The following is a 14120-nucleotide window of genomic DNA, read 5'->3' on the forward strand; positions in this document are numbered from 1 at the left end:
TTAAATTTTTATGTTTTCCTTTATTTTTTGATTAATTTTTTGGTCTGAAAATTTCTTGCATTGTAGTATGGTATTTTTAATAGCTTTTGAGTCTGAACTACCATGTGTTTTAACAACCAAGCCTTCCAATCCAAGTAATGGAGCGCCTCCATACTCAGAATAATCAAAGCTTTTCTTAAAATCCTTCAATGCTGGTTTTAATAAAAGCGTCCCTATCTTAGATCTGACATTTTGTAGTAAATGCTTTTTTAACATACTAAGCATAGTTAAAGCAAAACCTTCAGTGTACTTTAAAATGATATTACCGACAAATGCATCACAAACAAGTATATCCGCTTTACCTTCTGGTATCTCTCTAGCCTCGATATTACCGATGAAATTAATATCCTCGTTTTCTAGTAATGAATAAGCCTCTTTTACTAAGCTATTGCCTTTGGACTTTTCTTCACCAATGTTAATTAGTGCAACCCTAGGATTCTTAACACCTAATACATTTTCAAAATAGATAGAACCCATCTTAGCATATTGAACTAAATAACTTGCTTTTGAATCTACATTAGCACCACAATCTATTAATAAGGATACACCTTTTTTATGAGGGATAAGTGGGGCAAGCGCAGGTCTTTCTATACCTTTGATTCTTCCTACGATAAAAGTACCTCCAGCTAGTATTGCACCAGTACTACCAGCAGAAACAAAAGCATTCGCTTTTTTTTCTTTTACTAGATTGAGACCTTTTACTAATGAAGATTCTTTTTTTCTTCTTATAGCCATTACTGGAGACTCGCAAGTATCAATAGTTTCTTTTGCATCCACTACCTCTAGTTGTTCTTTATTATATGTGTACTTAGTAAGTTGTTCATTTATGATAATATTATTACCAACTAAATAAATCTTTATGTTACTATCATCATTAATTGATTCTATACAGCCTTTAATTATTTCATTTGGGGCATTATCGCCACCCATTGCATCCACTGCAACAGTTATCATTTCTTGCATCATTACACCCTCTAATCTACATTCTAAAAATACTATACTAAATTTTTACCATATTTTCAATATATATTTTAAAATTTCTAGAATAGCTTATAGTATTTGAGGCAACTCTATATATGATTTTCGTAATATTCATTCATTCTTTACTAATAAAGTAACCTAAATAATTAAAGGCAGCATACGCTGCCTTCTAATTATTCAGTTTCAATAACTACTTTATTCTTGTATGTTCCACATGACTTACAAACTCTATGAGGCATAATTAATTCCCCACACTTACTACATTTCACTAAATTAGGAGCAGTTAATTTCCAGTTAGCTCTACGTTTGTCTCTTCTAGCTTGTGATGTTTTTCTTTTTGGTACTGCCATATTGACACCTCCTTAAAACTCTTTAAATAAATCTTTAAATACTGCTAATCTAGGGTCAATATCACTGTTATCACAGCTACAAGTAACCTTATTAAGATTAGCTCCACATTGATTACAAATTCCTTTGCACGTATCACTACATAATACTTTCATAGGCAAATCAATGATTAATTCATTTAAAGCTAATTTCTCTAAATCAAGATTATATCCATCAATATACTGAACTTTTTCTTCATTAACATCATCAAAATTAATGTCTTTAGAAAAATTAGTTTCGATTTTATAATCTACTTCTTCCATGCATCTATCACAAGGAATCTTAAGTGTTCCTTTAACCAAACCCTCTAGATTGAATTTTCTATGACCAAGATTCGTTAACTCCAGGTCAATATGAATAACGTCATCTATTCGGTAAGTAATTCCACCAAAATTAAATTGTTTGATGCTTACATCAGTAGATATTTTTTTATTCATCCCATCATTGGATAATAAATCAGTTAAATTAAACTCCATATTAACACCCCAATCACAATTTTATTTTGAAAGGGAAACGTATAAAATAACCACATGTAATTATACATATCAAATATACTTTTGTCAACATTTTTAACAAATTTATGGTAGAATATTCATTAATTAAGTTTAATTAAATAAGTCTTGCTGTTTCTCTAGCTATTGTCATTTCTTCATCTGTAGGAATTACAACTGTCTTAACTTTTGCACCTTTAGCTGAAAAATCTTTTTCGATACCTCTGCACTTATTGGCTTCTTCGTCAATCTCAACTCCTAAGAATGTAAGATATGAACAAATATCCGCTCTTACCTCTGCGTTATTTTCGCCAAGTCCAGCAGTAAATGCTATAGCATCAATTCCGTTCATTGCAGCAGCATAAGCACCAACATATTTTGCAACTCTATATGAAAATACATCCATTGTAAGTCTAGCTTTTTCATTACCTTCTTCTATTGCATTTTCTAAATCTCTAAAGTCGCTTGATATTTCAGATATACCAAGAACACCTGATTTTTTATTTAAGATAGTATTAATTTCATCAATTGATAATCCTTCTTTATCAGCTAAAAATTGTACGATAGCTGGGTCCATATCACCTGATCTTGTTCCCATTACTAATCCTTCTAATGGTGTAAGTCCCATACTAGTGTCGATTGATTTTCCACCATCAACAGCACAAACACTAGCACCATTACCTAAGTGACAAACCACTATTTTCATATCTTTAATATCTTTGCCTAAGAATTCAGCAGTTCTGTTAGATACGTATTTATGAGATGTACCATGGAATCCATATCTTCTTAATTTATATTTTCTATAATATTCATATGGTAAAGCATATAAATATGTTTTAGCAGGCATTGTTTGATGGAAAGCTGTATCAAATACTCCTACCATTGGAACATTAGGCATAATTTGTTTACATGCATCTATACCAATTAGATTAGCTGGATTATGTAAAGGAGCTAAATCAGAGCATTTCTTAACTGCTTCTATTACATCCTCATTGATTACTGTTGAACTTGCAAATTCTTCTCCACCATGAACAATCCTATGACCAACTGCGTTTATTTCATCCATGCTTTCAATTACACCATGTTCTTTAGATACTAAAGCATCAACAACATATTTAACCGCATCTTTATGGCTTGGCATATCCCCTTCGATTATTATAGTATCACAACCAATTTTAGTATGTTTAATTCTTGAACCGTCGATTCCAATTCTTTCACAGATACCTTTTGCTAATACTTCTTCATTCTCCATACTTATTAATTGGTACTTAAGTGATGAGCTACCACAATTTAATACTAATATATTCACCTTAACAATCTCCTTTTAATTGTAATTTTTTTATTATTTTTGTTATTATAATGATGCTTGTACTGCTGTAATAGCAACTACTCCTACGATATCATCCGCAGTACATCCTCTAGATAAATCATTAACAGGCTTTGCGATACCTTGTGTAATTGGTCCGTAAGCTTCTGCCTTAGCTAGTCTTTGAGTGAGTTTATATCCAATGTTTCCTGAATCAAGATCAGGGAATACAAGTACATTAACTTTTCCAGCAACTTCACTACCTGGTGCTTTAGAAGCTCCAACACTTGGTACGATAGCAGCGTCTAATTGGAATTCTCCATCTAACTTCACATCTGGGTTTTGTTCCTTAGCAATCTTAACTGCTTCTACTACTTTATCAACGTCAGCATGTTTTGCACTACCCATTGTTGAATGTGATAACATACCAACTACAGGCTCTACTTGTACTAAATCTTCGAATGACTTAGCTGAGCTAAGTGCTATAGATGCTAATTCTTCTGAATTAGGATTTTGATTTAATCCGGAATCAGCAAATAAGAAAGTTCCATTTGCACCATATTCACAATTAGGTACTACCATAACAAAGAATGCAGAAACCAATTTTGTTCCTGGAGCTGTTTTTAATATTTGTAATGATGGTCTTAGAACATTTGCTGTTGCATTAACTGCTCCAGCAACCATACCATCAGCCATTCCTTCTTTAACCATCATGACACCTAGATATAATGGGTCATTTTTTAATAACTCTTCTGCTTTTTCTTCAGTCATTCCTTTATTTTTACGAAGTTCTACTAAATCGCCAACGTATTTATCCATTTTTTCGAATGAATCAGGATCAACAAAGATAGCTTTTGAAATATCCAATCCTTCTGCTACTTTTTCTATTTCTCCTTTATTACCAATAAGAATTACATTTGCTATTTCTTCATCAAGAATCTTAGCTGTAGCCTCTACTGTTCTTCTTTCCAATGATTCAGGTAATACAATTGTTTGATTTAAACTTTTTGCTCTGTTTTTAATGTTGTTTATAAAACTCAATTTAATAAACTCCTTTCAGTTCTCTAACTAAAAAATTATCTACTTTACTCTATTATAATATTATTGTTCATTGTATACAATATGTTTTTTGTGTTTTTTTAAGTTTTTTTGTTTTTTTTCTTAAAAACTTATCAAAGTGAACCTAAGGAGACAAACTAATTTGTATTATATCCTTCCACAAATACCACATAAATATTAGAATATATTTATTTTTTGTATTAGGCTTGATTTAACACATATTTTACTTTAATATTAAAATGAGTACTTGAGAAATGATTATTAGTATATAGTACTCTCATTACAAAATTTAAGTAGGTGATATTATACATGAATACAGTAGGTATTGTCGCAGAATATAACCCATTTCACAATGGTCATCTTTATCAATTGGAACAGGCAAAAAAAATGACGAATTCCCAATACACAGTTATCATAATGAGCGGCAATTTCGTTCAAAGAGGAGAACCTTCCATAGTAAATAAATGGACAAGAACTAGAATGGCTCTTCTAAATGGAGCTGATCTTGTAATTGAATTACCCGTTCATTTTTCTACCTCCAGTGCTGAGTTCTTTTCTTTTGCTTCAGTAAAATTATTAGATGATCTTGGCATTATTGATAACCTATGTTTTGGAAGTGAACTTGGAAATACTAATGAATTGGAAGAAATAGCATCAATATTATGCAACGAACCTGAATACTTCAAAGAGAAATTAAGCAATTATCTGAAAGAAGGATTCAGTTTTGCAACAGCACGTTCCCATGCCTTGACTGATTATCTGACTGACCATCATATATTAGATTTACCCAAAGATGAATTAACACAAATAATCAAATCACCAAATAATATATTAGGTATTGAATACATGAAATCATTATTAAAATTAAACAGTAAAATAAAACCCTATGCAGTTAAAAGGGTTGGGGCTTCATATCATGGAGATAATATAAGTGATAATTTGTCTTCTGCTTCTGCTATCAGAAAAATATTGAAGAAATCACCAAGCGACTTGAATACACTTGCTAAATATATGCCTTCATTAGCTTATGACCTTCTAGAAACATCAATAGAAGCTGGGGAAGGTCCTATATTTTTTGATGATTGTTCCTCGTTAATCAATTATAAACTAAAAGTTTCAACTAAAGATCAAATGGAAAATTGTATTGATGTAAGCGAAGGAATTCAAAACAGATTCAAGAAAGCGGTTATTAATTATAGTACAATAAGTGATATCATCGGTTATACACGTACTAGGAGATACCCAATATCCAGAATACAAAGAACGTTGCTTCACATTTTATTATCTCTACACAAAGAAGATTTCTGGAATTTTGTTGAAAATGGTTTTGCTCAATATGTAAAAATACTTGGTTTCAGAAAAGATAGCAGTGATTTATTGAAATCATTGAAGACCAATTGTAATCTACCTATCATTTCTAATGTAAAGGATAGCATTAATGTCCTTAATGATACTGGTCTTAAGATGTTAAAAGATGAAATCAAGTGCAGTGATATATATAATATCATAATCGGCGATAAATATGGTACACCTTGCAAAAATGATTATTCTCAACCAATCATAATAATATGAGATATAATCATTACAGTAATTTTTTATTCTAAAAAATATATATTGTAAATATACTTGTATTAATAATGTGCTATAAAGGGTAATATATGAAAACCAAAAAAATATCAAAAAGTTTTATAATGAATATGATACTTATAATACTGCTATTGACCATCTTAGTACTTCCAAAAACCTCTATGGAAGCTGCTAAAAACGGTTTATTATTATGGTTTAATGTTATAATCCCAACTTTGTTTCCATTCATTCTCTTATCTAACTTGATAATAAATACTAATATAATTAATTATATCAATTATATATTTACTGGATTAATGACTAGATTATTTAATTTACCTGGAGTAGCAGGCTATGCTTTAATTACAGGATTATTGTCTGGTTATCCAGTAGGAGCTAAGATAACTGCTGACTTGCTGAATAAAAAGGCTATAAATTCAACTCAAGCACAGTATATGTTAACTTTTTGCAATAATGCAAGCCCCATGTTTATCATTGGATTCATAGCAACAGGTTTGTTGGATAATTCCCGTATTGGAATCTTTATGTTAATAACCATATATGCAGCAAACCTAATAACTGCTTTTATTTATAGAGTAATTTATGGAAAAAATTTACCTGTCATAAAGAAATCCACCTTCAAATCGAAAGTTAATGAATCAATTAATTTTTCTCTTTTTGATGATTGTATAATGAATGCGATAACCCTCATAGTAAAAATAGGTGGTTATATAATATTTTTCTCAATAATATTAAATTGTTTCTACCTTATTCCTATAAAAGACAGCTTAATCAAAAACTTTTTGTTCAGTTTGATAGAACTATCTAATGGCGCTAAAATATTAGTAAATTGTAATTCTTCAATACAAGTTACCTTTGTTTTATTATGTACATTAGTGTCCTTTGGTACTTTTTCCGTTCATGCTCAAACAGCAAGTGTTCTTGCTGATACAAAATTAAATATAAATAAATATATCTTGTCCAAAATAATAAATGCTGTAATAACATTTATTACAGCACTTTTAATAACTCCATTAATAATCTAACTAATACTATGTACTTTTTTTCTTTACTTTTCTATTCTGAAGATCTTGTCTATTTTCATTTAATGTCTCTAGCTGAATCTTCATGAATTCTTCCAGCTGTTCATATACTTTATGTGTCTCAAATAATGTTTCTTTGGTGGATTCTTCTATCTTACTTATTATTTCATCTGCATATTCATATGCACCTAGTTTCAATTCTCTTGAAGTATTCTTTGCTTCTGTAAGAATTATCTCTGCTTCAGAATAAGCCTGTTGCATTATCTCATGCTCATTAATCAATTCAAGCATCTTATTCTCGGTTTCTTTTTCAACATTCTCAGCATTCTTCTTAGCATCCATTATTATCTTATCTTTTTCATCTATGACTCTCTGACATCGTTTAATTTCCTCTGGCAACTTTAATCTCATATCCGTCATCAATTCATATATGACTTCTGGATTTACCATTATTTTATTAGAAAAAGGCACTTTACTACAACTTTCAAAATAATCTTCCATCTCATTTATCAAATCCATTATGCTACTCACTTTATCAAACCCCCTCTTATATAAATTAGGACTTATTGTCTTTGAATTTTTTATTCATATATTCAGCTGTCTCCAGCGGAACCATTTTGCTTATATCACCACCATACATAGCAACTTCTTTTACAATACTAGCACTTAAAAATGAATATTCTACTCTGGTAATCAAGCATATCGTTTCTATATTATTATCTAGACTATAATTCGTCTGAGCAATCTGCAACTCATATTCAAAGTCTGACACAGCTCTAAAACCTCTCACAATAATTGTAGCGTGCTTTTCCTTTAAAAAATCTACTAAAAGCCCAGAAAAACTATCTACTTCTACATTTTCCATATCTTTTGTCAATCTTTTCAATAACTCTACTCTTTCATCCGTTGAAAACAAAGGTTGTTTAGAATTATTTTTCAAAACTCCAACTATAAGCTTATCAACTAATTTAGCACTTCTTTTTATTATATCTAGATGTCCATTGGTTGCAGGGTCGAAACTTCCTGGATAAACTGCAATTCTCACTATTAGACCACTCCTTAAAATAATTTCTAATCTACTTTATGACTATGCTTAATAAATGTAAATTTATTAGTTCTAAAAAGTTTTTCCTTTGATATTTCATACTTTGTATCATCAATAAAAACAAATGTAGTATCTATAGAACTTTCACATATTATCATACCATCTCTGTCAAGTAAATCATTTTGCTCTATTAGTGAAATCACTTTACTCTCCCAACCTTTATCATAAGGCGGATCCATAAAAATTATATCAAATTTTTCATTATTAGTATAAAATTTATTAAGGGCATGTATTACATCAATTTTATAAATCTTAGCCATATCACTTAACTTCGTCTTTTCCAAATTATCTTTGATACATTTCAACGAATCAATACTTTTTTCAACAAAAGCCGCACTGCCAGCTCCTCTGCTTAGAGCTTCTATACCAATAGCTCCACTCCCACTAAACAAATCTAGAAATCTACTATCATATACATCAACATTAATAATATTGAATAAAGTTTCTTTTGTTCTATCAGTAGTTGGCCTAACATCTAAACCTTTTGGAGTTATTAAATTAATTCTTCTTGCTTTTCCTGCTATTACTCTCATATGTAATCCTTCCTGTTAAGGCTGTGCCTCGTTCCCCAAAAGGGATTATCTTATAAAATAAAAAAAGTTACACATTATTATTTTAACCTATTAACAATAATTGTCAATAAGTATTATGTCTTAATCAAAATTTTTATCAAAATATGTTAAAACAAAAAGATGAGCATAGCCCATCTTTCATATATTGTAGATTAATATTAAATATCTGTTATTATTGACCCATTAAACTTTGTTCAGCTTTTTCGATCATTTTTTTAACCATGTATCCACCAACTGAACCGTTTTGGTATGATGTTAAGTCACCATTATATCCTTGTTTTAAAGGTACTCCTATTTCGTTTGCTACTTCATATTTAAATTTTGATAAAGCTTCTCTTGCTTCTGGAACTACGTTTTTAGCCATTACTAGACCCTCCAATTCTTACAATGTTGTTTTTTTGTAACGCCTCTTCGAAGAGTTGTTTAATTAGGTTACGATATTATTATGTGTATATTTAATAATAATACACTAGCAAATATTGTTTTTAAATCTAATCTTTTCTAGTAATTCTATTTACAATCCATATTATTACATTAATGTAATAATATTCCATTATAAGGATATCTGTTCTATTCTTTTTGTAAAATATCTTTTCATTTTATGATTTAGATACTTATTTTCTTCTGATTCCAGATACTTGTCATTGGATAATATCTCTTTTGCTAATCCATTGGCTTCTTTCAATATATCTATGTCCCTGAATATATCTCCGATGATGAATTCTGGAAGACCATGTTGTTTTAAACCAAACACATCTCCTGGACCTCTTAACTTAAGATCGTATTCTGATATGACAAAACCATCTGTATGCTTACACATTATATCCATTCTTTTCTTGGTAATCGTATTTTTAGAATCAGTAATCAACACACAATATGATTTGTATTTACCTCTACCTACTCTTCCTCTTAATTGGTGTAATCCAGCCAAACCAAACCTTTCAGCATTTTCAATAATCATTAAAGTAGCATTAGGAACATTGACTCCTACCTCAATTACAGTAGTTGACACCAAGATATCAATCTCATTATTACTAAATCTTTCCATAATATCATTTTTTTCTTTGGCTTTCATTTTACCATGGATATACTCTACTTTTATTTTATTATCAATTCTTTCCTTTATCTTATCGCTATATGAAACAACCGATTCAAGTTCTAGTGTTTCGGAGTCTTCAACCATAGGACAAATAATATATACTTGTCTACCATTATTAATTTCTCCTTCAATAAAAGAATATATACGTTCTCTATAAGAAGTATTTACTGCATAGGTTTCTATTTTTTGCCTGCCTGGAGGCATTTCATCTATGATTGAAACGTCCATATCTGAGTATACTATAAGTGCCAGTGTTCGTGGAATCGGTGTTGCACTCATTACAAGTATATGAGGATATTTCCCTTTATCTGACAAATTCTCTCTTTGCTTCACACCGAATCTATGCTGCTCATCAGTAATAGCTAATGCCAGATTATTGAATTCAACTTTTTCTTGTATCAGAGCATGTGTACCAATCAATATACTTATTTCGCCATTTTTCAATTTTTTATAAATTTCATCTTTTTGTTTTTTAGTCATTGAACCCACTAGAAGCTCAACATTTACACCCATAGGATCAAGCAGCTTGGTTATTGAATTATAATGCTGTTTAGCCAATACCTCAGTAGGTGCCATCATACAGGCTTGATAATTATTGTCTGCTACGTACAAAAGCGCTAGAGCCGCTATTATTGTCTTGCCTGAACCAACATCACCTTGTACTAATCTATTCATAGCTTTATTGGATTTTAGTTCATCCTTTATCTCTTTCCATACCTTTTGCTGAGCACCTGTTAAATCATAAGGCAATGATTCTATCAATATTTTTTCGTTAGGTATATCATTGATATTAAATTCATTAATTACATCATTAGTATGTTCTTTTATGAGATTTATCCCTAAAGCAAATAATAGGAATTCATCAAAAATAAGTCTTTTTTTGGCAGTCTCTAGTGATTCATAGTCATCTGGATCATGAATTTGCCTTATAGAATAATTATATTCTGCCAAGTTATATTTCTCTCTAACTTCATTTGGTAGAAATTCCTTTAATTGGTTTCTAGTATACTCAATGGCTTGCTTAATACTACCAGTCATAAAATTCATTGATATGTCTTTTATAAGAGGGTAAATGGGTTTTAGATGATTAATACTCTCACTGTACTTATTAATCTCTATTATCTGTGGAGAACTCATCTGAACTATATTATACTTGTATTGTATCTTACCCTTGAAAACATATTTAGCCCCTATTTTTAATTTGTTCTTAAGATAAGGCTGCGAAAACCAGATTGCAAATATCTCTCCCGTATTATCCCTGATCTTAGTCTTAGTCAATACCATATTTCTTTTTCTGATATTTTGTGTAGGAAAACATATGGTCCCCTCTATAACATTAATCTCGTCCATTTTTATTTCTGATATTTTTGTTATTGGCATGTTTCTTTCATAATCTCTTGGATAATAATTCAATAGATTTTCTATAGTTCTAATACCCATTTTATCTAATAATTTACTTTTTTTATCTCCTATACCTTTCAAAACAACAACAGGTAAGTTAGTATTCATAAAAAAGTCACCCTTTAACTCTTTTTTTATCTTGGTTTTATAATTAAATAAAAGAGACTGTTCCACAATACATTTTACTTCAATAGCCAGTAAGATAGATTGCTATCTTATGGAAATCGATTGCTGTAAAAATAATTATTGTGAGACAGCCATCTGTAATTAATCAACTATAATCTTCAATTGTTCCTATCTATTCAACTGATAGAATATAGTAATATAAAGGTTGACCACCATAATGTACTTCAACATCACAGTCTTCAAATTTTTCCTCTATATATTTACCAAAATCATCTGCTACGTTTTCATCAACTTCTTCACCGTAATAAATAATAACTAATTCGCTATCATCATCAACCAACTGCTCCACCAATTCTTTTGCAGCAGTATCTAATTCTTTTTCTACAGCGAGGATTTTATCATTACCTATTCCAAGTATATCTCCTTCTTTGATCTCTTTCTCATCAATGCTGGTATCTCTTACAGCAAAAGTAAGTTGACCAGTGGAAACATCAGTCATTGAATCTTCCATATTGGTTATATTATCATCAACACTATTTTCATGTTCATAGCTAATCATGGCTGATATACCTTGAGGAATTGATTTTGAAGGGATAACTATTACATTTTTATCTTCACATAATTCGCTTGCTTGTTTAGCAGCTAATATAATATTTTTATTATTTGGAAGAACAAATACATTATCAGCATTTACTTGTTTTATTGCATTCAATACATCCTCTGTACTAGGATTCATTGTTTGTCCACCTTGGATTATATAATCAACACCGAGGCTCTTGAAAATATCTTTTAAGCCATCACCAATTGAAACAGCAACAAAACCGACTTCTTTTCTTGGCTCTTCTGATACATCTTTGTTATTTTGAACACTAGAATCATCCTGTTCTGAAATAACCTTTGATGTATGCTGTTGTCTCATATTATCAATCTTCATGTTTACTAATTCACCAAGCTCTAAAGCTTTCTGTATTGCAAGTCCTGGGTCATTAGTATGTACATGGACTTTAATAATATCATCATAACCCGCTACAACGATTGAATCACCAATAGTCTCTAAGTAACTTCTGAAAACCAGACTATCTTCTTCCGTAGTATCTGGGTTATTAACGTTTATAATAAATTCTGTGCAATAACCGAATTTTATATCTTCTGTTGGGATTTTTGCTAGATTTGAATTATCTACTTCATCATCTGTATCAATATCAGTAACTACATCAAAATCTAATTCTTCTCCAGCTTGAAGTGACATGAATGCACCTTCAAAAATATATAATAATCCTTGACCACCTGCATCAACAACGCCTGCTTGTTTTAATACATCCAACATGTCTGGAGTCTTTTCAAGAACTTCTTTTGCATAATTGATACTCTCTCTAATAACAAATTCAATATCATTAGAATCAATTGCCAGCATAGCGGCTCTTTCTGCAGTCTCTCTTGCTACTGTCAAGATAGTACCCTCTTTAGGTTTCATAACAGCCCTATACGCCGTTTCAACGCCTTTTTGGAAAGACTTAGCAAGTATTAGGGTATCTATCTTATCATGTTCTGCAATCACCTTAGAAAAGCCTCTGAGCAATTGTGATAAGATAACCCCTGAGTTTCCTCTAGCTCCTCTTAATGAACCAGATGAAATTGCCCCCGCTACCTCTTTCATATTATTATAATTAGAATTACTTACTTCTTTAGCTGCTGATAATATTGTTAAAGACATGTTTGTACCTGTATCTCCATCTGGAACCGGAAAAACATTTAATTTATCTACATATGCTTTCTTAGATTCTAAATGCTTAGCTCCAGAAACAAACATTTTCTTTAAAGTACTTGAATCAATATATTCTATAGCCACAACTTTTCCTCCTTAATATAATACTTCCATAAGGCTTAATCAACTCTAACGCCTTCTACAAAGATATTAATCTTTCCAACATCCATTCCAGTAAATTTTTCGATTTTATATTTTACAGTACTAATTAAATTATCTGCAACTGCTCTTATATTAATTCCATATTCAATAATTACATGAAAATCTATTGTAATAACATTATTTTCTATATCTACTTTTATACCTTTTGTCAAACTCTCTCTCTTAAGCAATCTAACAAAGCCGTTAGTTACATTTATTGAAGCCATACCAACTATCCCATAGCATTCAATAGCTGTTAATCCAGCAACTTTAGCTACTACTTCGTTATCAATGGTAATATCACCAATATTCGTTCCAAATCTCCCAGTCATAAAACAAACCTCCTTTTTATATTATATATTTTAATTTCCCTTATTAATCTTCATAAAGTATTTTGATAGTTAAATAATAACCTTAAACATGCTTTCACATAATATAATTGTTAATTAATCTATTGATTAAATCACTAAGCATTATACCATTTTTTCTACTATTATTACAATATTATTTTCTTTTCTTTAAATTATTATAATCTAATGCTTGCATTATGTCCACTTTTTTGTTAAAATTGTTTTGTTGTAAACATGTACGATATAAGGAGGTGCAAGTATGGCTAAGTGTGATATTTGTGATAAAGGCGTTTCTTTTGGAATTCAAGTAAGCCATTCCCATAAAAGAGCTAATAAAATGTGGAAACCTAATATTAGAAGAGTTAGAGCAATTGTTAATGGTCAACCAAAAAGACTTAATGTTTGTTCTAAGTGTTTAAAATCTGGTGCGGTAGAACGTGCATAAAACAATCCCCAATAGGGGATTATTTTTTTTATTTTATTCTAACATTTTAATAACCAAATACCTATACATAAACTAGTAAGTGAAAGAATGACACCTACAGCTCCTTTAGGTAATATAGATATTAAAAGCATTCCTAAAGATATAGATACTAGAATTACTCCTATCAATTTAGTTCGGAAGCACATTACTTTCACCATACATAACTTATTATTACATTATATGTTTAAAATATATATTTGATAAC

The 14120-nt window shown here is 30.3% G+C and carries 15 protein-coding genes; 3 read left to right on the forward strand and 12 right to left on the reverse strand.

Annotated elements, in window-relative coordinates; all coding sequences use genetic code 11:
• The 5 genes from plsX to pta form a co-directional block, all read right to left on the reverse strand.
• Nucleotides 1-1002, reverse strand: coding sequence for a phosphate acyltransferase PlsX (gene plsX, locus HYG85_RS00135; RefSeq protein ID WP_113674764.1), 1002 nt, complete (start codon nt 1000-1002; stop codon nt 1-3).
• Nucleotides 1003-1193: 191 nt separating this feature from the next.
• Nucleotides 1194-1370: a 50S ribosomal protein L32 gene (gene rpmF / locus HYG85_RS00140; RefSeq protein WP_113674763.1), complete on the reverse strand. Its 177-nt coding sequence runs from the start codon at nt 1368-1370 to the stop codon at nt 1194-1196.
• A gap of 12 nt (nt 1371-1382) precedes the next feature.
• A complete protein-coding gene (locus tag HYG85_RS00145) occupies nt 1383-1883 on the reverse strand; it encodes a YceD family protein (protein WP_212691798.1) in 501 nt (166 codons plus the stop codon).
• 133 nt (nt 1884-2016) lie between these two features.
• Entirely contained in the window at nt 2017-3207 is a 1191-nt protein-coding gene (locus HYG85_RS00150) for an acetate/propionate family kinase (RefSeq protein WP_212691799.1), read from the reverse strand.
• Between the two features lie 45 nt (nt 3208-3252).
• The gene (pta, locus tag HYG85_RS00155) at nt 3253-4245 is read right to left on the reverse strand and encodes a phosphate acetyltransferase (RefSeq protein ID WP_113674760.1); all 993 of its coding nucleotides are present in this window, start codon (nt 4243-4245) and stop codon (nt 3253-3255) included.
• Between the two features lie 327 nt (nt 4246-4572).
• Between pta and HYG85_RS00160 the strand changes: the two genes are divergently transcribed.
• Both HYG85_RS00160 and HYG85_RS00165 read left to right on the forward strand, forming a co-directional pair.
• A complete protein-coding gene (locus HYG85_RS00160; RefSeq protein WP_212691800.1) occupies nt 4573-5835 on the forward strand; it encodes a nucleotidyltransferase in 1263 nt (420 codons plus the stop codon).
• Between the two features lie 86 nt (nt 5836-5921).
• The gene (locus HYG85_RS00165) at nt 5922-6875 is read left to right on the forward strand and encodes a hypothetical protein (RefSeq protein ID WP_212691801.1); all 954 of its coding nucleotides are present in this window, start codon (nt 5922-5924) and stop codon (nt 6873-6875) included.
• Nucleotides 6876-6881: 6 nt separating this feature from the next.
• On the opposite strand, the gene HYG85_RS00170 is transcribed toward HYG85_RS00165, so the two are convergent.
• The 7 genes from HYG85_RS00170 to HYG85_RS00200 all read right to left on the reverse strand — a co-directional run bounded on the left by HYG85_RS00170 (nt 6882) and on the right by HYG85_RS00200 (nt 13413).
• A complete protein-coding gene (locus HYG85_RS00170; RefSeq protein ID WP_212691802.1) occupies nt 6882-7403 on the reverse strand; it encodes an ATPase in 522 nt (173 codons plus the stop codon).
• 25 nt (nt 7404-7428) lie between these two features.
• Nucleotides 7429-7917, reverse strand: coding sequence for a pantetheine-phosphate adenylyltransferase (coaD, locus tag HYG85_RS00175; RefSeq protein ID WP_113674756.1), 489 nt, complete (start codon nt 7915-7917; stop codon nt 7429-7431).
• Between the two features lie 26 nt (nt 7918-7943).
• The gene (rsmD, locus tag HYG85_RS00180) at nt 7944-8510 is read right to left on the reverse strand and encodes a 16S rRNA (guanine(966)-N(2))-methyltransferase RsmD (RefSeq protein WP_212691803.1); all 567 of its coding nucleotides are present in this window, start codon (nt 8508-8510) and stop codon (nt 7944-7946) included.
• Between the two features lie 211 nt (nt 8511-8721).
• On the reverse strand, nt 8722-8913 hold the full coding sequence (locus HYG85_RS00185) for an alpha/beta-type small acid-soluble spore protein (protein ID WP_212691804.1): 192 nt from the start codon (nt 8911-8913) through the stop codon (nt 8722-8724).
• 189 nt (nt 8914-9102) lie between these two features.
• The gene (gene recG / locus HYG85_RS00190) at nt 9103-11157 is read right to left on the reverse strand and encodes an ATP-dependent DNA helicase RecG (protein ID WP_212691805.1); all 2055 of its coding nucleotides are present in this window, start codon (nt 11155-11157) and stop codon (nt 9103-9105) included.
• 190 nt (nt 11158-11347) lie between these two features.
• Nucleotides 11348-13024: a DAK2 domain-containing protein gene (locus tag HYG85_RS00195; protein ID WP_212691806.1), complete on the reverse strand. Its 1677-nt coding sequence runs from the start codon at nt 13022-13024 to the stop codon at nt 11348-11350.
• Nucleotides 13025-13059: 35 nt separating this feature from the next.
• Nucleotides 13060-13413, reverse strand: coding sequence for an Asp23/Gls24 family envelope stress response protein (locus HYG85_RS00200; RefSeq protein WP_113674751.1), 354 nt, complete (start codon nt 13411-13413; stop codon nt 13060-13062).
• A 277-nt stretch (nt 13414-13690) separates the two neighbouring features.
• On the opposite strand from HYG85_RS00200, the gene rpmB reads away from it, so the two are divergent.
• Nucleotides 13691-13876, forward strand: coding sequence for a 50S ribosomal protein L28 (gene rpmB / locus HYG85_RS00205; RefSeq protein WP_113674750.1), 186 nt, complete (start codon nt 13691-13693; stop codon nt 13874-13876).
• Nucleotides 13877-14120 lie beyond the last annotated feature (244 nt).

It is taken from the genome of Vallitalea guaymasensis (assembly GCF_018141425.1).
In the GTDB taxonomy this organism is placed as follows: Bacteria; Bacillota; Clostridia; order Lachnospirales; family Vallitaleaceae; genus Vallitalea; species Vallitalea guaymasensis.